We start from the raw sequence: 20,242 nt of genomic DNA, 5'->3' as shown, positions 1-20,242 counted from the left end.
TAACTCAGGTTCGCCACCAACCCCATCCATGGGTAGACTTGGCGAACGTGAGCGACCACGAAGCAACAAATGTATCACCAGTAACACCGTGGGTGAATCCCCTGCGCAGCCCCCAAGATAAACGTCTCCCCCGGATTGCCGGCCCGTGCGGCATGGTTATTTTCGGTGTCACCGGCGACCTGGCCCGGAAGAAACTTTTGCCCGCAATTTATGATCTCGCTAACCGTGGACTGTTGCCGGCAGGTTTCACCCTGGTAGGTTATGGGCGTCGTGACTGGTCCAAGGCCGATTTTGAGGACTATATTAAGGAGGCAGTCAAGGCTGGGGCCCGCACTCCATTCCGGGATAATGTGTGGGAGCGACTAGCCGAGGGCATGGTGTTTGTGAGCGGCAATTTTGATGACGATGCCGCCTTCGATCAGCTTGCCGCCACCTTGTCCGAATTGGATCAAACTCGTGGCACCGCCGGGAACTGGGCGTTTTACCTGTCGGTTCCACCCGCCTATTTTTCGAACGTGTGCCATCAATTGCAGCGTTCCGGCATGGCCAAGGTTGCGGCGCCGGCGTGGCGGCGGGTGATTGTGGAGAAGCCGTTTGGCCGGGATCAGCAGACCGCAAAAGAATTGAATGAGGTTATTAACTCGGTGTTCCCGGAAAAGTCGGTGTTCCGCATCGACCACTATTTGGGGAAGGAAACCGTGCAGAATATTATGGCATTGCGGTTTGCTAACCAGTTGTTTGATCCGTTGTGGAATAGTCACTATATCGACCATGTGCAGATCACCATGGCTGAGGATATTGGGTTGGGGGGTCGCGCCGGGTATTACGATGGGATTGGGGCGGCCCGGGATGTGATTCAGAATCATTTGATTCAGTTGTTGGCGTTGGTGGCTATGGAGGAGCCGATTGATTTTACGCCGGCGGAGTTGCAGGCGGAGAAGATGAAAGTGTTGCGGGCAACGCATGCGGTGGAGCCGTTGAGTAAGACGACGGCGCGGGGGCAGTATACGTCTGGTTGGCAGGGGTCGGAGTATGTGAAGGGGTTGCGGGAGGAGACCGGGTTTGATCCGGATTCGACGACGGAAACGTATGCGGCGTGCACGTTGGAGATTAATTCGCGCCGGTGGGCGGGGGTGCCGTTTTATTTGCGGACGGGGAAGCGGTTGGGCCGCCGGGTGACGGAGATTGCGTTGGTGTTTAAGGATGCGCCGCATCATCCGTTCCCGGAGGGGACGCGGCATGCGCAGGGGCCGAATGTGGTGGTGATTCGGGTGCAGCCGGATGAGGGTGTGCTGATGCGGTTTGGGTCGAAGGTGCCTGGTTCGGCCATGGAGGTGCGGGATGTGAATATGGATTTCGGGTATTCGGAGGCGTTTACGGAGGAGTCCCCGGAGGCGTATGAGAGGTTGATTTTGGATGCGTTGTTGGATGAGGCCAGCTTGTTCCCCACGAATGAAGAGGTGGAATTGAGTTGGAAGATTTTGGATCCGGTGTTGGAGTATTGGGCGAAGCATGGTAAGCCGGAGGATTATGTTGCTGGTACGTGGGGTCCGGAGTCGGCGAATAAGATGCTGGAGCGTTCGGGTCGGGCGTGGCGGCGGCCATAAAGGTTTTCTCGTTAAGGAGTTGTAGCGATCATGATTTTTACGCTTTCTGATACTGATACGCATGAGATTGCTCGGACGTTGGTGGAGATTCGTGACGATGGTAGTCAGGGTACGACGTCGCGGGTGTTGACGTTGATTGCGGTGGCGAAGGATACGGATAATATTCGGAGTGTGATTTCGGCGTCGAAGGATGCGTCGCGGGAGCATCCGTGTCGGGTGATTGTGTTGGTGACGGGGGACCCGGATCGGAATACCCGGATTGATGCGGAGGTTCGTATTGGTGGGGATGCGGGTGCTTCGGAGATTATTGTGATTGATTTGGAGGGGGAGGTGACGCGGCATTTGGTGCATGTGGTGACTCCCCTATTGTTGCCGGATACGCCGATTGTGGTGTGGTGGCCGTATACGGCACCGGTGAATCCGGCTGAGGATCCGTTGGGACGTATTGCGCAGCGGCGGATTACGGATTCGCAGAAGGATCCGTTGGTGGATGCATTATATAATCGGCGGAATTCGTATACCGATGGGGATTCGGATTTGGCGTGGGCGCGGATTACGCCGTGGCGGGGGGTGGTGGCGTCGGCGTTGGATCAGCCGCCGTTTGAGCCGGTGATTGAGGCGAAGGTGTATGGGGCGACGAATTGTCCGAGTGTGGATTTAGCTGCGGGGTGGTTGGCGGCGCGGTTGGGGGTGCCGGTGACGCGGATTGCGGTGGATGATCCGAGTGTGAAAAAGCAGGCAAGTTTGAATGTGACGCCGGTGGAGCGGGTGGAGTTGGTTCGCCCGTCGGGGGCGACGGTGTTGGAGGCGTTGGATGGTCAGACGATTGGGGTGTCGGTGCCGAATCGGGAGCCGGCCCGGGTGGCGGTGAATTTGCGTACTGATGCGGATTGTTTGGCTGAGGAGTTGCGGCATTTGGACCCGGATCATGCTTATGATGAGGTACTTCGGGGTCTGAATCAGGTGTCGTATCCGGTAGTGTAAGGACGTTATTATGGTGAATGTAGTGCGGGTTGCAACGGTTGATGAGGTGTGTCGGGCTGCCGCGGCGGAGTTTGTGCGGGTGGTTCGGGAGGTCAGTAAGACCGGTGGGAAGCATGGTGATGGGTGCGCCCGGGTGGTGTTGACCGGTGGGGGTGCCGGTATTGGCATGTTGCGGTTGCTTGTCGACGCTGACATCAACTGGGAGTTGGTGCATGTGTTTTTCGGGGATGAGCGGAATGTGGCGGTGACGCATCCGGATTCGAATGAGGGTCAGGCCCGGGAAGCATTGCTGGATCATGTGAATATTCCTGAGGCGAATATTCATGGTTATGGGTTGGGGAATGGTGTGGCGCTTGCTGATGCGGTTGATGCGTATCGGCTGGTGGTGCAGGATTTCGCCCCCGAGGGTTTTGATGTGCATTTGTTGGGCATGGGGGGTGAGGGGCATGTGAATTCGCTGTTTCCGCATTCGGCGGCAACCCGGGAGGAGTCGGCGTTGGTGATGGCGGTGACGGATTCCCCGAAGCCACCGGCGGAGCGGGCGACGTTGACGTTTCCGGCGATTGCGCGGGCGGATCGGGTGTGGCTGCTGGTTGCTGGCGCGGAGAAAGCTGAGGCGGCGGCGCAGGTGGTTGCTGGTGCGGATCGGGATGAGTGGCCGGCCGCCGGCGCCCGCGGGATAGTGGATACCGTGCTGTTTTTAGCTGATGATGCTGCCGGCTTGTTATAGGTTTGGGTAGCGAAATGGGCCCTGCCGCATGTGCGGTGGGGCCCACTTTTTGGGTTTGGTTTAGCTGTAGACCTGCATGAGGTTGAGGGCGACGATGCAGGCGAGCCAGACGATGCCGGTGATGATGGTGAACCGGTCGAGGTTTTTTTCTACCACGGTGGAGCCGGACAGGTTGGATTGCACGCCACCGCCGAAGAGGCTGGAGAGGCCGCCGCCTTTGCCTCGGTGGAGTAACACAAAAAGTGTCATGAGCACGCAAGATAATACGAGGATGATCTGGAGTGCGAGTGTCATGTACGTCAATCCTTATGGTCGTGGTTGTTGCAGCCTCGGAGCGAGGATTCTCACCAAATCATACACGATGCGGCGATTAACCCGAATTGCGGAGGGCGGTGGCAAGACCGTTCATGGTGAGCCGGATGCCGTGGCCGACGAGCGGATCGTCGGTGCCTTCCCGGTAGCGGCGTAATAGTTCTAGTTGGATGACGTTAAGCGGCAGCAGGTATGGGTAGCGGCGACGCACGGAGCGGGCGAGGCTGGGGTTGTCCGCGAGGAGGCTGTCTACCCCCGTGATGGTGAAGAACATGCGGGTGGTGAGATCGAATTCTTCGCGGATGTTGTGGTAGATCCGGTGGGCGGCTTCTTTGTCGGCCACCAGGTCGGCGTAGAGGCCGGCGAGGGTGATTTCGGCTTTGCTCATCACTTGCGCCATGTTGGAGAGTACCGAGTTGAAGAAGGGCCAGGTTTCGTAGAGTTCTCGGAGGCGGGCCAGGCGGTCGTCGGGGTTTTCTCCGGGGGCGTGGACCCATTGGTGGAGGGCGGTGCCCATGCCATACCAGCCGGGGAGCATGACGCGGGATTGGGACCAGGAGAGGACCCAGGGGATGGCCCGCAGGTCGGAGATGGCGGTGGTTTGTTTGCGGGATGCTGGTCGGGATCCGATGTTGAGGTCGCCGATTTCGGCCAGGGGGGTGGAGGAGGTGAAGTATTCGATGAAGCCGGGGTCGTTGTGGACCAGGTCGGCGTATTTGGTTTGGCTGAGTTCGGAGATTTCCCGCATGATGGCGTAGGCCTGCTCCGGATCGGTTTGCCATTGTTCGACTTTGAGGAGGGACGCTTCGATGGTGGCAGCGACGAGGGCTTCGAGGTTGCGGCGGGCGGTTTCGGGGGTGCCGTATTTCGCGGAGATGATTTCGCCTTGTTCGGTGATGCGGACTGCCCCGTGGACGGCGCCTTCGGGTTGGGCGAGGATGGCGTCGTAGGAGGGGCCGCCGCCGCGGCCGACGGTGCCGCCCCGGCCGTGGAAGAGGCGGAGGGCGATGTTGTGGTTTTGGGCGGTGGCTACGAGGTCGAGTTCGGCGTCGTAGAGGGCCCAGTTGGCGGCGAAGTAGCCGCCGTCTTTGTTGGAGTCGGAGTAGCCGAGCATGATTTCTTGCACATCGCCGCGTTGTTTCAAATAGTTACGGTAGAGGGGGATGGCCCAGAGTTGTTCGATGATGTGGGCGCCGGCTTGGAGGTCTTCGATGGTTTCGAAGAGGGGGATGACGTCGACGGTGCCGGTGGGGTGGTCGCCGTCGGCGTGGATGAGGCCGAATTCTTTGAGGAGCACCATGGCTTCGAGCAGGTCGGAGACGGATTGGGCCATGGAGATGATGGAGTGGGGTACCATGCGGGGCCCGAAGTCGTCGACTGCTTGTTTTGCGGCGGCGATGAGGTCGAGTTCGCGTTGGGTGGCTTCGCTGAAGGGGGCGGCGTCGTGGGCGATGAGCGGCCGGGGGCTGGTGAGTTCGGCGGTGAGGAGGGCGACTTTTTCGGCTTCGTCGAGGCTGCGGTAGTCGGGGTGGACGTGGGCGTGGGCGAAGATTTCGGTGAGGAAGTCTTCGTAGCTTTCGGAGTTTTGCCGCAGGTCCATGGAGTAGAGGTGGAAGCCGAAGGTGATGAGAGCGGTGCGGATGCGGCGAAGCCGGTCGTCGGCGATGATGTGGTCGTGGTTGGCCCGGAGGGATTCGTCGATGATGGCAAGGTCGGCGAGTACCTGGTCGGGGGTTTGGTAGGGGGCGTGGTTGGTGTACCAGGTTCCTTCTACCGCGTCGTCGCCGATGAGGGCGGCGAGGGTGGCGATGATGCGGCCGCGGATGCCGTGGACGGCACGCCGGTAGGGTTCATCGACGCGGGCGGGAATGTTGTTGTGGCCTTGTTCCGCGAGTTCACGCAGTTCGTCGGTGACGTGGGCGAGCCGGTCGGAGAGGGAGAGTTCGTGTTCGAGTTGGTGGAGTTCTTGTTCGTAGTATTTGAGGACGGTTTCCGCGGCCCTGGAGGTGGCATATTCTAGGGTGCTGGCGGTGACGTAGGGGTTGCCGTCGTGGTCGCCGCCGATCCAGGATCCGGGTTGAATGATGGCGGTTTGGGTGTTGGTGTCGAAGGTGTCGGCGAGTACTTGGGAGACGGTTTGGTTGATGTCGGGGATGGCTTTCAGGAGTGAGAGTTTGTAGTAGCGGAGGCCGACTTCGATTTCGTCTTCGATGCGGGGTCGGGCGACCCGGATGAGGGCGGTTTGCCATAGGGTGGTGAGCCACCTGGTGATTTGTTGGTCAATGTTGTCGAGGCGGGTTTTGGTGAGCGCGTTTTCGGGGGCGTTGAGGATACGGTGCCGGTCAACCAGGAGCGCGGTGATGTGTTCTTGGGCGTCGAAGACGGTGCGGCGTCGGGTTTCGGTGGGGTGCGCGGTGAGCACGGGGGCGACCTGCGCGTTTTTCAGCAGTTGGGTTATGTTGTCGGGGCTGATTTCGGCCTTGGCGGCGGAGAGTTTCGCGGCGGTGGCTTCCAGGGTGGAGTCGGGGGCAGGCAGACCGGCTTCCCGGTCAGCAATGTAGTTGGCGTTGTCGTGGAGGTCTTCGACAAGGTTGGCGAGGAGGGCAAAGTGGTTGAAGGCCCGGGCTATGGGGAGGAAGTCGCGGGTGGTGTTGTTGCGGAATAGGTCGACGAGTGCGGAAATGTCGCTGGTGCCGCGGGCTATGTCGAAGGAGAGGGCGCGGGCGGCTTCTACTTGGCGGTACACTTCGTCGCCTTCTTGTTCGGCAATGACTTTGCCGAGGAGTTTCCCGAGGTGGCGGATGTCTTTTTTGAGCTGGTTTTTCATGGTTGTTGGGGGACCTTTCGGATAAGAATGAACAGGACCGCTGTCGTAATCAACAGCGGTCAGTTCTTCATGGTTTGAGGTTAGAAGGGCCCACCTGCGGCGTTGGCGGCAAGTTTGGCGAATTCTTCCCCATTGAGGGAGGCACCACCGACGAGGCCGCCATCAACGTCGGGCTGGCCGACGATTTCGGCGACGGTTTCGGTCTTGACGGAGCCGCCGTAGAGGATGCGGACGGTGTCGGCAACGTCGGAGCCGGCGAGTTCGACGAGGAGTTGCCGGATGGCGTGGCAGACTTCTTGCGCGTCGGCGGCGGAGGCGACTTTACCGGTGCCGATGGCCCACACGGGCTCGTAGGCGATGACGGTGTTACGGAGGTCGTCGGCGCTGAGCCCGGCGAGGGAGTTGCGGGTTTGTTCGACCACATAGTCGACGTGGGTGCCGGCTTCGCGGATTTCCAAAGGTTCGCCCACGCACACGATGGGGTGCAGGTTGTGGGCCAGCGCGATGGCGGCTTTCGCGGCGACGAGCGCGTCGGTTTCGCCGTGGTATTCGCGGCGTTCGGAGTGCCCGACCACAACCCAGGTGACGCCGAGTTTGCTGAGCATTTCGGCGGATACTTCACCGGTGTAGGCGCCGGATTCGTGTTGGGAGACGTCTTGGGCGCCGTAGGTGATTTCGAGTTTGTCGCCTTCGACGAGGGTTTGCACGGAGCGCAGGTCGGTGAATGGTACGGTGACGGCAACGTCGACTTTTTCGTAGTATTCCTTCGGCAGGGCGAATGCGAGTTTCTGCACCGTGCTGATGGCCTCAAGGTGGTTGAGGTTCATTTTCCAGTTGCCGGCGATGAGTGGTTTACGTGCCATGGGCAGTCTTTCTGTGTGCGAGGCCGCCGCTTGTCGACGGCCAATGGTGGGTGGGTTAGCTTTCTAGTACTGCAACGCCGGGGAGGGTTTTGCCTTCCAGGTATTCCAGGGAGGCACCGCCACCGGTAGAGATGTGGCTGAAGCCGGCTTCATCGAGGCCGAGTTGCCGCACTGCTGCGGCGGAGTCGCCGCCGCCGACCACGGAGAATGCGCCGGCCTTGGTGGCATTAATGATGGCTTCGGCTACGCCGCGGGTGCCGTTGGCGAAGGCGGCGAATTCGAAGACGCCCATGGGGCCGTTCCAGAACACGGTTTTGGCGGTGGCCAGCACTTCGGCGTATTTCTTCACGGTTTCCGGGCCCACATCAAGCGACATCCAGCCTTCGGGGATGTCGGTGAGGGGCACGATCTTGTTGTCGGCGTCGGCGGCGAAGCTGGCTGCTGCCACCAGGTCGACGGGGAGCACGAGTTTGCTGCCGAATTCTTCCAGCAATTCCTTGCACTTGTCGATTTGTTCTTCTTGCAGCAGGGATTGTTGCACGTTAATGCCCTGGGCTGCCAGGAAGGTGTAGCACATGCCGCCGCCGATGATGACCTTGTCGGCTTTTTGAGCGAGCGCCTGGATGACGCCGAGCTTGTCGGATACCTTGGCACCGCCGAGCACCACCACGTAGGGGCGTTCGGGGGCTTCGGCTACCTTTTTGAGCACGTCGATTTCTTTTTGCACGAGGCCACCGGCATAGTGCGGGAGGCGCTGGGCCACATCATAGACGGAGGCCTGGGCGCGGTGGACCACGCCAAACCCGTCGGACACGAAGGCGCCGTTGTCGGCGGCGAGGGCGACCAGCTGGTCGGCGAAGGCACCGCGTTCGGCTTCGTCTTTGGAGGTTTCGCGGGGGTCGAAGCGCACGTTTTCCAGCAGGAGCACGTCGCCGTCGGTCAGGCCGTTGGCGCGCTCGTGGGCGTCTTCGCCCACGACATCACCGGCGAGGGCCACGTATTGGCCGAGGGCATCGGTGAGGGCTGTGGCGACGGGTGCAAGGGAGAATTTGGGGTTGACCTGCCCTTTGGGGCGGCCTAGGTGGGCCATGAGGATGACTTTAGCGCCGGCCTCAGAGAGGGCTTTAATGGTGGGCAGGGATGCGGTGATCCGGCCGGCATCGGTGATTTCCCCCGCCTCGTTCAGGGGAACGTTGAAGTCGGAACGGACGAGAATGTGGCGGCCTGCCACTCCTTCGGAGATGAGATCCTGCAACGTTTTGACTGCCATCGAGTTATGTACCTTTCGGTGTGATTATTTAAAGGTGTTTGTGGAAAATCCCCGAGGTGGTTTTGCGCTACCTCGGGGACTGTTATTCAAAAGTGTTGGCGCCTTGCCGCACCAACTCATGATGGGTCTTAGAGGCGCTCACCAACGTATTCGGTGAGGGTCACCAGCTGGTTGGAGTAGCCCCATTCGTTGTCGTACCAGGACACAACCTTCACCTGGTCACCAATGACCTTGGTCAGGCCGGAGTCCACGATGGAGGGGTGCGGGTCGGTCACGATGTCGGAGGACACGAGGGGTTCCTCGGAGTAGGCCAGGATGCCCTTGAGCGGGCCTTCCGTGGCGGCCTTCTTCAGGATCTCGTTGACTTCTTCCACGGTGGTTTCGCGGGAGGCGGTGAAGGTCAGGTCGGTTGCGGACCCGGTGGGGACGGGGGCGCGCATAGCATAGCCGTCCAGCTTGCCCTTGAGCTCGGGGAGGACGAGGGCCACGGCCTTGGCGGCACCGGTGGAGGTGGGCACCAGGTTAATGGCGGCGGCGCGGGCGCGACGCAGGTCCTTGTGCGGGGCGTCGACGAGGCGCTGGTCACCGGTGTAGGCGTGCACGGTGGTCATGAGGCCACGCTCGATGCCGAGGGCATCGTTGAGTGCCTTGGCCATGGGGGCGAGGCAGTTGGTGGTGCAGGATGCGTTGGAGATGATGTTGTGCTTGGCCGGATCGTAGTCGGTGTGGTTCACACCCACGACGAAGGTGGCGTCTTCGTTCTTTGCCGGTGCGGAAATAATGACCTTCTTGGCGCCAGCATCAATGTGGGCCTTAGCGGCGTTAGCATCGGTGAAGAAGCCGGTGGACTCCACAACGATGTCTACATCCAGGTCACCCCAGGTGAGGTTCTTGGGGTCACGCTCAGCAAATACCTTGATGCGGTGGCCATCGACGGTAATGGAATCCTCGTCGTAGGAAACATCCTTTTTCAGGTTACCCAGAACGGAGTCATGCTTGAGCAGGTGAGCCAGGGTCTTGTTGTCGGTCAGGTCGTTGACTGCCACGACCTCAATGTCGGAACCACGTTCCGTCAGTGCGCGGAAGAAGTTACGGCCAATGCGGCCGAAGCCGTTGATACCTACGCGAATCGTCACTGTGATGTCTCCTAAATGTAGAGTGATCGTTGCCAAGGCAAGTCGCTGGAAAGTTCATCCGACTTTAATTACCGGCTCGCCTTCGGTTTTCCAGTGTAGCGACGCATCCCCCAACCTGCACTAGTTACAAAAAATAAAATTTTCCCGGTTCCTAACATCATGGTCCAAACGGGGGCAAAAGAAGCTTGTCGACGGGGGCTAAAAGCGGGTTTATATGCGGAAATTCGGGATCATCAACCATTTATCACCCCAATCTGGGGGCAATAAACCAATATATTACAGATTGTTTCTTTTTGATTCCTTGCACCCGTCACAGTGATTTGTGAATATAATCACAACCACATTTCTATGGCTCTATGTCCGCCGCTTTCCGACTTTCGTGCGAGAAAACCACATTTCATTCGGAGAAACTCACATAAAATAACAAAAACCCACACGAACCATTGGCCACCACTCCCCCACGCATCAATCTCACTTTCCCCCAAAACCCACCCAATAAATTTCACTATTTCCCCAACCAACATATCCGATAGCAGGAAAAACCTCCCAGGGCAAACATCCAGCTAGCACCATGGGAGGGAAATGAATCACGCCTCATTATCGGCCAATAATTGCTCCGTAACCTCAGCATGCGTGTCAGCGATGCCTAATTCCTTGGCCCGCTTATCCGCCATGGATAATAGTCGGCGGATCCGGCCGGCCACCGCATCCTTCGTGAGTTGCGGCTCCGCCAGCCGGCCCAGCTCCTCTAGCGAGGCCTGCTGGTATTTGACCCGCAACTGCCCCGCCTCCGCCAAATGGTCCGGAACATCGTCGCCAAGAATTTCCATGGCCCGATTCACCCGCGCCGCAGCTGTCACCGCCGCCCGCGCCGAGCGTCGTAAGTTAGCATCATCAAAATTCGCCAACCGGTTATTTGCGGGCCGCGTCTCCCGCCGCAACCGCTTCTCATCCCACTTCATGCGGGTCACATGCGCCCCCATGCGCGCCAGCAACGCCCCCACATCCTGCCCGTCACGAATCGTCACTTTCTCCACCCCCCGCGACTCTTTGGTTTTTGCGCTAATCCCCAACCGGCGCGCACACCCCACCAGTGCCAATGAGGTTTCCTGCCCCGGGCAATTCACCTCCAAACCGCTGCTTCGCATCGGATCCCCCAGCTGGCCCGACGCTAAAAACGCCCCCCGCCACGCCGCCTCCGCATGGTCGACCGTGCCGCTGACCACCTGGGGCGGCAACCCCCGCACCTGCTGCCCCGACCTGGTCACCAACCCCACCCGGCGGATCACCATCTCCACATCATCGGTGATCCGTAGCAAATACCGCGCCGCCTTTCTGGATGATGTGGCACCTAACTCTAAGAGCGATACCCTGATGTCGAAAAGTTCCATCATGGCCCGCCGTAAGCGCTCGGCCGCGGCCCGCACCTCCAGCTCCACCTCTAGCACCGGCTTGTTTGCCACAATGCTTAACTCGCCGGCAAACCGGATCATTGCCGCGATTTCGGCGATGCGAACATTCTGTGACTTCACCTCCACCCGGCATAGCTCTTCCTTCACGCTTGTTGTTAAATCGTCGGCCATCGCACGCTTCCCATCGTCATACATTCAGTAATGTGAGCTATCTATCATACGCAGCTTCTCGCGCCGACAAAGACCACGACACGCCGAACACGCTGCACAAATGCTGCTGCTATCCCGGCGCGGCCGGCCGGAATTGGGTTATTGGCCGCGGGCCGCCAGGTATTCTGCCCCTAGTGCGGCTGCGAGTTTTTTCGGGTCGTGCCGGGACTTGTAGTAGCCGGAGGAGTCTTCTTCCCGAACGTCGTGGAATGCGAGTTTGGCCCCGATATTTGCGGCGGCCCGCGCCAGGTATGTGCGGTCGGCTTCGTTCGGCACGGAATGCTCATCCACGATGACGACGTCGGCGGTGAATGATGCCGCATGTTGTTGCAGTATGTGCAGGTATCGTTCGGCCGTGAATCCTGCGGTCTCCCCCGGTTCTGCGTCGAGGTTGACGACCACGATTTTCATGCCAGTGCAGCGTTCTAGCACATCGGTGACGCCGGGCACGAGGAGGTGGGGTACGACGGAGGTGAACCAGGAGCCGGGGCCTAGGGTGATGAGGTCGGCGTCTTGGAGTGCGGTCATGGCTTCTTCGCAGGCTACGGCGTTTTCTGGTACGAGGCGGGCGCGGCGTACCGATCCGACGGTTGTGGCGACTGCGACTTGGCCGCGGACTTGCCGCACGATGCGGGGGTCGGCGTCGAGGCCGCCTACTTCGGCTTCGATTTCTAGGGGTTGTTCGCAGACCGGTAAGACGCGGCCTTCGGCGCGGATGAGTTTTGCTACCACGTCGAGGGCGGCAACTTCGGATTGGAGTATGTCATAGAGCCCGGCAATGAGCATGTTTCCTACCGCGTGGCCGGCGAGTGCGCCTGAGCCGCCGAATCGGTGCTGGAGGGTGGCTTCCCACATGCGGCCTTCGTCATCGCGGGGGGCGAGTGCGGAGAGTGCCATGCGGAGGTCTCCTGGGGGGATTTGTCCGAGTTCTCTGCGGATTCGGCCGGAGGATCCGCCGTCGTCGGCGACGGTGACGATGGCGGTGATGGTGTCGGGGTGGAGGAGGCGGACTGCGGTGAGGGTTTGGAACAGGCCATGGCCGCCACCTAGGCTGGCGACTTTGGTGCCTTGGGGGAATGTGGGGAAAGTACCAGTTGTTGTGTCCATGCTGTTGTCACCTTTGGTTCCGTGTTCCGTGTGAGTGCCGGAGGTTTATTGCGCCATGGCTGCTTCGGTTAGTGACGGTTAATGTCGCGGTGAGAAACTGTCACGTCAAGGTCATCGTTGACGGCAAGCCTGCGTGCTAGTTCTTCTGCGATGGCTACTGAGCGATGATGTCCACCGGTGCAACCAATAGACACAGTAATAAACTTTTTGCCTTCATGTTTGAAGCCTTCACGCATGTCCATGAGCATTTTATAGAAATTGTCAAGAAATTCTTGGGCTGCGGCGGCGCTGAGCACGTAGTCGGAGACGGGTTTGTCGACTCCACGGAATGGTCGCAGTTCTGGTATCCAGAATGGGTTGGGGAGGAATCGGACGTCGACCATGATGTCGGTGTCGCGGGGGGTGCCGTGTTTGAAGCCGAATGATTGGACGGTGACGTGTTGTTTGTTGGATGCGAGGTATTCGAAGTTGGGTTCGATTGCTCGGCGGAGGTCGTGGATTGATAGGTCGGAGGTGTCGATGACCACGTCGGCGGATTCTTTGAGGTTTGCGACGAGGGCGCGTTCTCGTTCGATGCCGACGAGTAGGGTGCCGGATCCTTGGAGTGGGTGGGTGCGGCGGAGATTGTCGAAGCGTTTAATGAGGACGTCGTCGCGGGCATCCATGAAGAGGACGAGTGGTTTGAGTCCTTCGGTGTCGAGTTGGGATATGACGACGTCGAGGCCGAAGGAGAAGTCGAGTGACCTCACGTCGGATACGAGTGCTACTTTGTCGACTGGTGAGGTGTCGGCTGCGCAAAATTCAAAAAATTGCACCACGAGTTGCGGGGGGAGGTTTTGGGAGACGTACCATCCCATGTCTTCGAGTACTCGGGCGGCCGAGCTGAGGCCCGCCCCGGACATGCCGGTGATGATGACTGGTGGTATTTCGGTTACTGGTTCTATATTGCGCGGGGCTTCGGCGATCATACCGCCATTTTAGCCCCCAGGGCCGGCTTTTCGACGGTTGGGCACGCTACAGTTGCCCGCCTTATTCTGGGGGGTGGAGGGCGTCGTAGACGTTTTGGGCGAGTTGGGGGCCGAATCCTTTGACTGCGGTGATGTCCGCTACTGATGCTTGTCTCAGCTGCTTCACACTCCCGAAGTGTTTGACCAGTTCGGTGCGTCGAGCTGCGCCGAGTCCTTTGATGTTGTCGAGTTCGCTGCGTCGCATTCGGGCGGATCGTTGTTGCCTGTGGAAGGTGATGGCGAATCGGTGTGCTTCGTCGCGGATGTGTTGGATCAGAAAGAGCGCCTGGGAGTGTCGGGGGAGGATGAGGGGGTACTTCTCCCCCGCTACCCAGATTTCTTCTAGTCGTTTGGCGATGCCTATGACCGGCACATCGGTTATTCCTAGTTCGTCGAGCACTTGTTGGGCTGCCGCTACTTGTGGTGCGCCGCCGTCGACGATAAACAACTGGGGCGAGTACGCAAATTTGTTCGATGTTTGGGGTTTTTCGTCTTCGAATTGGGACCCGTCTAGTTCCGGTACGGTGCGACTGTCAAGGTGGTGTCGAAGGAACCTGCGGCGGGTGACTTCGGCGATGCTTGCCACGTCATCGGAGTGCCCGTCGCCGGCGGCGTCGGTGATTTTGTACCGCCGGTAGTCGGATTTTTTCGGCAGCCCGTCTTCGAAGACCACGAGGGATGCCACCACGTCGGTGCCTTGGATGTGGGAGATGTCCGTGCATTCGATCCGTAGTGGGGCTTCGGGGAGGAAGAGGGAGTTTTGCAGTTCCTGGAGGGCTGCGGATCGAGCGGTGAGGTCCCCGACTCGTTTGAGTTTGTGTTGTTTCAGGGCTTCCGTGGCGTTGCGGTGCACGGTGGTCATGAGGGTTTTCTTGTCGCCGCGTTTGGGGGTTTTGATCCGCACGGGGCCGCCCCGGAGCTGGGATAATGCGGCCTCGGTGTGGGGGATGTCAGCTGGTGGTATTTCCACGAGGATATCGTGGGGAACCACGCTTGTTGCGGTGGTGTCGATGGGAACATAGTTGTCGACGCCCCGGCGTTTGATGGCTTTTTCTTCCGAGTCCCGGACGGTTTGTTCTTGGTCTGCCGCGTCCGAGTAGAACCGGATGAGGAAGTCTTGCATGAGTTGTTCGCTGCCGCCGTCGTGGTCGTCGGTGCGTTCGACCACCCACCCGCGTTGGCCTTTCACCCGGCCGGCGCGGATGTGAAAGAGTTGGATGGCGGCTTCGAGTTCGTCGGTGTCGATGGCGATGACGTCGGCGTCGGTGCCGTCGGGTAGGACGATGGCTTGTTGTTCGGTGAGGGCGATGATGGCGGCAAGATTGTCGCGGATGCGGGCGGCGCGTTCGAAGTCGAGTTCGGCCGCGGCGGCCTGCATTTCGGTTTCAAGCTTGGTGGTGATGGGGCTGGTGCGGCCGGCGAGGAAGGCGCAGAGGTCGTCGACAATGCGGCGGTGGTCGGTTTCGGTGATGCGGCCCACACAGGGGGCGGAGCATTTGTCGATGTAGCCAAGCAGGCAGGGGCGTCCAAGTTTTTCGTGCCGGTTGTAGACGCCTTTGGTGCAGGTGCGGACGGGGAAGATTCGGATGAGAAGGTCGAGGGTTTCGCGGACGGCCCAGGCGTGGGAGTAGGGGCCGAAGTAGCGGATACCCGCCTTGCGGGGGCCGCGGTGGAAGAAGGCGCGGGGTATGGGTTCGCCAATGCTGATGGCGAGGGAGGGGTAGGTTTTATCGTCGCGGTATTTGACGTTGAAGTGGGGGTCGTATTTTTTAATCCACGTGTATTCGAGTTGGAGTGCCTCGACTTCGCTGCCGACCACAGTCCATTCAACCTGGTTGGCGGTGGTAACCATGTGGCGGGTGCGGGGGTGAAGTTGCGTGAGGTCGTGGAAGTAGGTGGCGAGGCGAGCGCGAAGGTTTTTGGCCTTGCCCACGTAGATGACCCGGCCGGTGGGGTCGCGGAATTTATAGACGCCGGGGTCGGTGGGAACGTTCGTGGGGCGGTATGTCGTCGGGTCAGTCACGGATGCAGCGAGGTTTCCTTAACAGAGGGCTAGTCTTCGGGCATGTATTGGGCTTCGAGTTCCCGGAATTTTTCGACGGCGGTAACGCAATCGGCACCGTCGGCGGCGAGGAACGCCCACATGGGCACGTATTCGAATTCGGGGAGTTCAAGGCGGGCCACGCGAGCAGTTTCGGGAAAGCTGAGGCCGTAGATGACGGCCCAGGGGTAGAAGCGAGAACCGATGAAGTTACGGACGTCGACGCCGTCTTCGTTGGCGCGGACGCGGGGCCGGTGCAGCCCGATGAAAATGACGGTGGCGAAAAGCACACCGACGAGGAAATATCCCCATTGGTCGATGACGGTGACCGCGGTGCCGGTGTTCCCGACCGCAACAACGATGGCGAGGAAAATATGGATGGCGAGGGTGACACCGGCGGCGAGGAAAGCGTAAAGCTTCATGCGTCGTGATGTGACTTCAAGCTTCCAGGGTTTGGTGGTGGTGAGAGCGGCGTCAGCGGCAACATAGGCTTGGATTTCGGCGTCGCTGAGGGGCTGGTTGTTGTCCATGGGGTTCCTTCTAGTGTGCGAGGAGCTTTTCGACGTGTTTAGCGAGGATGTCTGCCTCTAGGTTGACGGAGTCGCCAGGTTGGAGGGTGCCGAGATTGGTGTGGGTGAGGGTGGTGGGGATGAGGGACACTTCGAAATAGTCGTCGCCTATGGCGGAGACCGTGAGGGAGGTGCCGTTGATGGCGATGCTGCCTTTTTCTACCACATATTTGGCGAGCTGCGGCGGCAGGTGGAAACGGAGCGTGTGCCAATGCTCACCGATTTCCCGGTGGATGAGCGTGGTGGTGGTATCGACATGCCCCTGGACGATGTGGCCGCCGAGGCGGCCGGTGACGGGGAGGGCGCGCTCCAGGTTGACTGGGTCGCCGACGTGGCCGAGAACACTGCGGTCGAGGGTTTCTTTCATGACGTCGGCGGTGAACCCGGTGGGGTCATGGTCGACAACGGTGAGGCAGATGCCGTTGACAGCGATGGAGTCACCGGGGTGGATGTCGGTGGTGACGGTTGCCGCGGTGATGTGGAGTTTACAGGAGTCACCGCGGGGGGTGATGGTGGTGATGGTGCCGATTTCTTCGATGATTCCGCTGAACATGAGATTTTGTGGTGGGGTTAGAGGGTGGCCAGGGTGCGGAGGTTAGTGACGGCTGCCGCCGGGTCGTCGTTGGTGAAAATGGCGGAGCCGGCGACGAAGGCGTCACAGCCGGCCTCGGCAGCCTGGGCGATGGTGTCGGCGCTGATGCCGCCGTCGATCTCGATGAGGGTGGCAAGGCCACGGGTGGTGATTTCGTGCCGGAGGGCACGAACCTTGTCGAGCTGGTCGGGCATGAATTTTTGGCCACCGAACCCGGGTTCGACGCTCATGATGAGCACCAAATCAAATTCATCGAGTGTGGGAAGGTAGGGCTCGATGGGGGTACCGGGGCGGAGGGAGAAGCCGGCCTGAACGCCGGCGGCCCGGATGTGGCGGGCGAGGGAAACCGGATCGTCGGTGGCCTCCACGTGGAAGATAATGTGGTCCGCGCCGGCCTTGATGTAGTTATCCACCCAGCGTTCGGGGTTGTCGATCATAAGGTGCACGTCGAGAGGCTGGGTGGTGGCGCGCCGGGCGGCGGCGGTAATGTCGGCGCCGAACGAAAGGTTCGGGACGAAATGCCCATCCATGATGTCGACGTGAATCCAGTCGGCGTTGGCAACGGCCTGGATGTCGGCGCCCAGGTTGGTAAAGTCGGCGGACAGGATGGAGGGGGAAATGATGGGGGTTGTCATGATTGTTATCCTAGTTTCTCGGGGGTTTTCTTCAAGACGGCGAAAAACATGGCGTCGGTGTGGTGGCGGTGGGGCCACATTTGTACGGATTTTTCTTCCCCTGTGTTCTCCATGTTGGGGACGAGCGGGTGGGCGTCGAGTTCGACAACCGGGTGGTTTTCCAGGGCTTTATTGACGACGCCGCGGGTTTCCCGAAGATCGGGCGAGCAGGTGGAGTAGACGATGATGCCACCTGGGCGGGTGAGGTTAATGGCGGAGGCAAGGAGTTCGTATTGGAGTTGCGCCAATTGGGCAATGTCGGATTCTTGTTTGCGCCAGCGGGCCTCGGGGCGGCGCCGGAGGGCGCCGAGGCCGGAGCAGGGGGCATCCACCAACACCCGGTCGAATTGGTATTCGAAGCTGGGGTTACGGCCGTCCATGGTGTGCACCGTGACGGGGAGGTCGCGGACGGTTTGTTGGACGAGTTTCGCGCGGTGGGGTTGGACCTCCACGGCGTCGACGGTGGCGGATTCGATGCGGGCAATGGCCCCCAGGAGCGCGGCCTTGCCGCCGGGGCCGGCACACAGGTCAAGCCAGTGCCCACCGTCGGGCCCGTCGAGGGGGGCTTCGGTGAGGGCGCGGGCAATGAGCTGGGACCCTTCGTCCTGCACCGCGGCCAGCCCGTCGCGGACGGCGTCGATGCGGCCGGGGTCACCGCCGGGCAGGTAGACGGCGTAGGGCGAGTAGGTTCCTTCATCACCACCGGTCATGAGGGCGAGTTCCTCGGCGGTGATCTCCCCGGGGCGAGCCACGAGGTGCACGATGGGGCGCTCGGAATCGGCGGCGAGGGCGGCGTCTAGTTCGTCACGACCCCCCAGGGCCTGTTCGAAACTTTTAGCGACCCATTCGGGGTGGGCGTGGCGGAAGGCAATGGCGGCGAGTTCGTCGGCGGGTTGGAGCTTCTCCCACCAGGCTTCGGGCGTGGTGCGGGATATTTTCCGCAGGATGCCGTTGGCGAAGCCTTTGGCCTGTTCGTTTCCGGTGGCGGCGACGATTTTCACGGCGGAGTCCACGGCCGCGTGCGGTTCCACCCGGGTGTAGAGCAGCTGGTAGGCGCCCAGCCGGATGGCACCAAGCACCGCCGGATCAATGCTGTCGAGCGGCCGGGAGGAACAGTGGGCTATGACGATATCGAGTATGCCTTGGACCCGCAGGGTGCCGTAGGTGATTTCGGTGGCGAAGGCGGCGTCGCGGCGTTTGAGCCGGTATTCGGTCAGCGCTTTGGGGAGGGCCAGGTTGGCGTACGTGCCCTCGACGTTGACGCGGTAGAGCACGTCAAAGGCGACGGCCCGGGCCAAGTCCACATCCCCCAGGGCGCGCGGATCCCCACCGGGCTGGTAGCGGGTCGGCCGCGGCGCCATGGGACGGTTCCCGAAGGCGGGCGCCCGTTTTTCGCCTTTGGCGCGGGAACGGAACCCGCCGGGTTTTTTCTCTAGACTCATTCGAATCGTTTCCCTTCAATCATGGTGCCGCGGGCCCAGTCGGCGGCGGGCATGGGTTTCTTCCCCGATGGTTGCACCCGGCCCAGGCTCACCGGGGTGGTGCCGGTGCCCACCAGGATGCGGTTTTTTGCCACATGGATGTCACCGGGCCGCATGTGCGGGTCGGTGGTGTGGGTGACCGGTCCCAGTTTGATGCGCTGCTCCCCTATCGTGCTCCAGGCACCGGGGCTGCTGGTGACGGCGCGGATGGCGCGGTCAATGCTTTCGGCGGGTTGGGTCCAGTCCACGCGGGCGTCAGCGACCGTGATCTTGTGGGCGTGGGTGGCTACGCCGTCCTGGGGCCGGTATTCGGCGGTGCCGTCGGCGATCATGTCCATGGTGCGGGTCAATAGGTTGGCGCCCCGGTGGGCGAGCCGCTCCAGGAGGCTGTCGGCGGTGTCGGCGGGGTCGATGGGCTCGGTGAGCTGCCCAATGATGTCCCCGGTGTCAAGTCCGGGGTCGATGCGGAAGGTGGTGGCCCCGGTGACGGCGTCGCCGGCGTGGATGGCCGCCTGCACGGGGGCCGCCCCCCGCCACCGCGGCAGGAGGCTAAAGTGCAGGTTAATAAACCCGCAAGGGACCAAATTCAGCACATCTTGGGGGATGAGATTGCCGTAGGCCACAACTGGCACGCAATCCGGTTTCAGCCGGCGTAGTTCGGAGCGGAACTCGTCATTGTCGCGCAGGCTGGTGGGGGTGAGCACTGGAATGTCATGGCTGGTGGCGAGCTCTTTCACCGGTGAAGGGTAGTAGGTGCGGCCCCGACCCTTCCGGGCGTCGGGTCGGGTAATGACCGCAATAACGTCGTGGTTGCTGGCCAGCAGGGCGGTGAGGGCACAGGCTGCCGGTTCGGGGGTTCCCGCGAAAATGATGCGCATGATTATTTATTAAACCAGTCTGCTTGGCGGATGTAGGCCATGGCTTCTTTGCGACGCTCCGGGGTGAGGCGTCGGAGGAACAGCACCCCATCCAAATGGTCGGTTTCGTGTTGGATGCACCGGGCCATGAGCCCGGAGGCCGTGATGGTCAGGGGGTTACCGTCGTAGTCGTAGCCGGTGACCCGCACGGTTTGGTAGCGTTCGGTGTCGGCGAGCACCTCGGGAATGGAGAGGCACCCTTCGGGCCCAAGCTGGGTCTCCTCCCCCACTGGCTCCCACTGGGGGTTGATGATATGCCCCCGCATCCCGTCTTCCTCGGTGGTGCAGTCGAAGACGAAAACCCGGCGCAGCACCCCGATTTGGTTGGCGGCGAGGCCGACGCCACCAGCGGCGTCCATGGTGTCGAGCATGTCTTCGACCAGATGTTTCAGGGAGTCGTCAAAGGCGGTGATTTCGTCGGCGCGGCTGGTGAGCACGGGATCGCCGAAGATTCGAATGTCGTGGCTAGTCATGTGAATAAGTGCCTCCTTCAAGGATTTAAG

At 60.7% G+C, this 20,242-nt stretch carries 18 protein-coding genes; 3 read left to right on the top strand and 15 right to left on the bottom strand.

All coding sequences use genetic code 11. The annotated features are described in order from the left end of the window. The first annotated feature begins 47 nt into the window (after positions 1-47). From zwf to pgl, 3 genes are read left to right on the top strand one after another with little or no spacing between them, the layout of a single operon-like run. Positions 48-1,607 carry a glucose-6-phosphate dehydrogenase gene (zwf, locus tag HBA49_RS05615; RefSeq protein WP_005526325.1) on the top strand — a complete coding sequence of 520 codons (1,560 nt, stop codon included), beginning with the start codon at positions 48-50 and terminating at the stop codon, positions 1,605-1,607. Between the two features lie 30 nt (positions 1,608-1,637). After that, the gene (locus HBA49_RS05610; protein ID WP_005526431.1) at positions 1,638-2,591 is read left to right on the top strand and encodes a glucose-6-phosphate dehydrogenase assembly protein OpcA; all 954 of its coding nucleotides are present in this window, start codon (positions 1,638-1,640) and stop codon (positions 2,589-2,591) included. A gap of 10 nt (positions 2,592-2,601) precedes the next feature. Then, positions 2,602-3,321: a 6-phosphogluconolactonase gene (pgl, locus tag HBA49_RS05605; RefSeq protein ID WP_005526609.1), complete on the top strand. Its 720-nt coding sequence runs from the start codon at positions 2,602-2,604 to the stop codon at positions 3,319-3,321. Positions 3,322-3,381: 60 nt separating this feature from the next. Here the strand turns inward: pgl and secG are convergent, their stop codons facing one another. From secG to def, 15 genes are all read right to left on the bottom strand, one after another. Then, positions 3,382-3,615 carry a preprotein translocase subunit SecG gene (gene secG, locus HBA49_RS05600; RefSeq protein WP_005521068.1) on the bottom strand — a complete coding sequence of 78 codons (234 nt, stop codon included), beginning with the start codon at positions 3,613-3,615 and terminating at the stop codon, positions 3,382-3,384. A 76-nt stretch (positions 3,616-3,691) separates the two neighbouring features. Further along, positions 3,692-6,460, bottom strand: a complete 2,769-nt coding sequence (gene ppc, locus HBA49_RS05595; RefSeq protein ID WP_005526391.1) for a phosphoenolpyruvate carboxylase — start codon at positions 6,458-6,460, stop codon at positions 3,692-3,694. A gap of 80 nt (positions 6,461-6,540) precedes the next feature. Further along, complete coding sequence (gene tpiA, locus HBA49_RS05590) at positions 6,541-7,323, bottom strand: triose-phosphate isomerase (RefSeq protein ID WP_005525909.1); 783 nt, start codon at positions 7,321-7,323, stop codon at positions 6,541-6,543. Between the two features lie 55 nt (positions 7,324-7,378). Further along, positions 7,379-8,593, bottom strand: coding sequence for a phosphoglycerate kinase (locus HBA49_RS05585; RefSeq protein ID WP_005525572.1), 1,215 nt, complete (start codon positions 8,591-8,593; stop codon positions 7,379-7,381). Positions 8,594-8,721: 128 nt separating this feature from the next. Next, complete coding sequence (gene gap / locus HBA49_RS05580; protein WP_005525960.1) at positions 8,722-9,729, bottom strand: type I glyceraldehyde-3-phosphate dehydrogenase; 1,008 nt, start codon at positions 9,727-9,729, stop codon at positions 8,722-8,724. Between the two features lie 587 nt (positions 9,730-10,316). Continuing rightward, positions 10,317-11,312: a DNA-binding protein WhiA gene (gene whiA, locus HBA49_RS05575; RefSeq protein ID WP_005526100.1), complete on the bottom strand. Its 996-nt coding sequence runs from the start codon at positions 11,310-11,312 to the stop codon at positions 10,317-10,319. A 138-nt stretch (positions 11,313-11,450) separates the two neighbouring features. Next, the gene (locus HBA49_RS05570) at positions 11,451-12,458 is read right to left on the bottom strand and encodes a gluconeogenesis factor YvcK family protein (protein ID WP_005526445.1); all 1,008 of its coding nucleotides are present in this window, start codon (positions 12,456-12,458) and stop codon (positions 11,451-11,453) included. Positions 12,459-12,526: 68 nt separating this feature from the next. Then, on the bottom strand, positions 12,527-13,426 hold the full coding sequence (gene rapZ / locus HBA49_RS05565; RefSeq protein ID WP_005525762.1) for an RNase adapter RapZ: 900 nt from the start codon (positions 13,424-13,426) through the stop codon (positions 12,527-12,529). Between the two features lie 61 nt (positions 13,427-13,487). Then, positions 13,488-15,488 carry an excinuclease ABC subunit UvrC gene (uvrC, locus tag HBA49_RS05560; RefSeq protein ID WP_005525649.1) on the bottom strand — a complete coding sequence of 667 codons (2,001 nt, stop codon included), beginning with the start codon at positions 15,486-15,488 and terminating at the stop codon, positions 13,488-13,490. Between the two features lie 29 nt (positions 15,489-15,517). Then, the gene (locus tag HBA49_RS05555; protein WP_005521048.1) at positions 15,518-16,036 is read right to left on the bottom strand and encodes a PH domain-containing protein; all 519 of its coding nucleotides are present in this window, start codon (positions 16,034-16,036) and stop codon (positions 15,518-15,520) included. Positions 16,037-16,046: 10 nt separating this feature from the next. Further along, positions 16,047-16,628 (bottom strand): riboflavin synthase, encoded by a 582-nt coding sequence (locus tag HBA49_RS05550; RefSeq protein WP_005525932.1) that lies wholly within the window; start codon positions 16,626-16,628, stop codon positions 16,047-16,049. Positions 16,629-16,645: 17 nt separating this feature from the next. Beyond that, positions 16,646-17,302 carry a ribulose-phosphate 3-epimerase gene (gene rpe, locus HBA49_RS05545; RefSeq protein ID WP_005526336.1) on the bottom strand — a complete coding sequence of 219 codons (657 nt, stop codon included), beginning with the start codon at positions 17,300-17,302 and terminating at the stop codon, positions 16,646-16,648. A gap of 5 nt (positions 17,303-17,307) precedes the next feature. Beyond that, the gene (locus HBA49_RS05540) at positions 17,308-18,783 is read right to left on the bottom strand and encodes an RsmB/NOP family class I SAM-dependent RNA methyltransferase (protein ID WP_005521042.1); all 1,476 of its coding nucleotides are present in this window, start codon (positions 18,781-18,783) and stop codon (positions 17,308-17,310) included. Continuing rightward, a complete protein-coding gene (fmt, locus tag HBA49_RS05535) occupies positions 18,780-19,700 on the bottom strand; it encodes a methionyl-tRNA formyltransferase (protein WP_005525540.1) in 921 nt (306 codons plus the stop codon). The genes HBA49_RS05540 and fmt overlap by 4 nt, the downstream gene beginning before the upstream one ends. A 2-nt stretch (positions 19,701-19,702) precedes the next feature. Then, a complete protein-coding gene (def, locus tag HBA49_RS05530) occupies positions 19,703-20,212 on the bottom strand; it encodes a peptide deformylase (protein ID WP_005525568.1) in 510 nt (169 codons plus the stop codon). Positions 20,213-20,242: the final 30 nt, after the last annotated feature.

The sequence above is a fragment of the Corynebacterium matruchotii genome (assembly GCF_011612265.2).
Taxonomy (GTDB): domain Bacteria; phylum Actinomycetota; class Actinomycetes; order Mycobacteriales; family Mycobacteriaceae; genus Corynebacterium; species Corynebacterium matruchotii.
Note: the sequence above shows the minus strand (reverse complement) of the source record. Positions and strands in the feature narration are given on the sequence as shown.

Bases quoted from the DNA above. Each gene is read 5' to 3' on its own strand.
- HBA49_RS05610 (WP_005526431.1), top strand. From the start codon at position 1,638: ATGATTTTTACGCTTTCTGATACTGATACGCATGAGATTGCTCGGACG.
- pgl (WP_005526609.1), top strand. From the start codon at position 2,602: ATGGTGAATGTAGTGCGGGTTGCAACGGTTGATGAGGTGTGTCGGGCT.
- secG (WP_005521068.1), bottom strand. From the start codon at position 3,615: ATGACACTCGCACTCCAGATCATCCTCGTATTATCTTGCGTGCTCATG.
- ppc (WP_005526391.1), bottom strand. From the start codon at position 6,460: ATGAAAAACCAGCTCAAAAAAGACATCCGCCACCTCGGGAAACTCCTC.
- tpiA (WP_005525909.1), bottom strand. From the start codon at position 7,323: ATGGCACGTAAACCACTCATCGCCGGCAACTGGAAAATGAACCTCAAC.
- HBA49_RS05585 (WP_005525572.1), bottom strand. From the start codon at position 8,593: ATGGCAGTCAAAACGTTGCAGGATCTCATCTCCGAAGGAGTGGCAGGC.
- whiA (WP_005526100.1), bottom strand. From the start codon at position 11,312: ATGGCCGACGATTTAACAACAAGCGTGAAGGAAGAGCTATGCCGGGTG.
- HBA49_RS05570 (WP_005526445.1), bottom strand. From the start codon at position 12,458: ATGGACACAACAACTGGTACTTTCCCCACATTCCCCCAAGGCACCAAA.
- rapZ (WP_005525762.1), bottom strand. From the start codon at position 13,426: ATGATCGCCGAAGCCCCGCGCAATATAGAACCAGTAACCGAAATACCA.
- HBA49_RS05555 (WP_005521048.1), bottom strand. From the start codon at position 16,036: ATGGACAACAACCAGCCCCTCAGCGACGCCGAAATCCAAGCCTATGTT.
- HBA49_RS05550 (WP_005525932.1), bottom strand. From the start codon at position 16,628: ATGTTCAGCGGAATCATCGAAGAAATCGGCACCATCACCACCATCACC.
- rpe (WP_005526336.1), bottom strand. From the start codon at position 17,302: ATGACAACCCCCATCATTTCCCCCTCCATCCTGTCCGCCGACTTTACC.
- HBA49_RS05540 (WP_005521042.1), bottom strand. From the start codon at position 18,783: ATGAGTCTAGAGAAAAAACCCGGCGGGTTCCGTTCCCGCGCCAAAGGC.
- fmt (WP_005525540.1), bottom strand. From the start codon at position 19,700: ATGCGCATCATTTTCGCGGGAACCCCCGAACCGGCAGCCTGTGCCCTC.
- def (WP_005525568.1), bottom strand. From the start codon at position 20,212: ATGACTAGCCACGACATTCGAATCTTCGGCGATCCCGTGCTCACCAGC.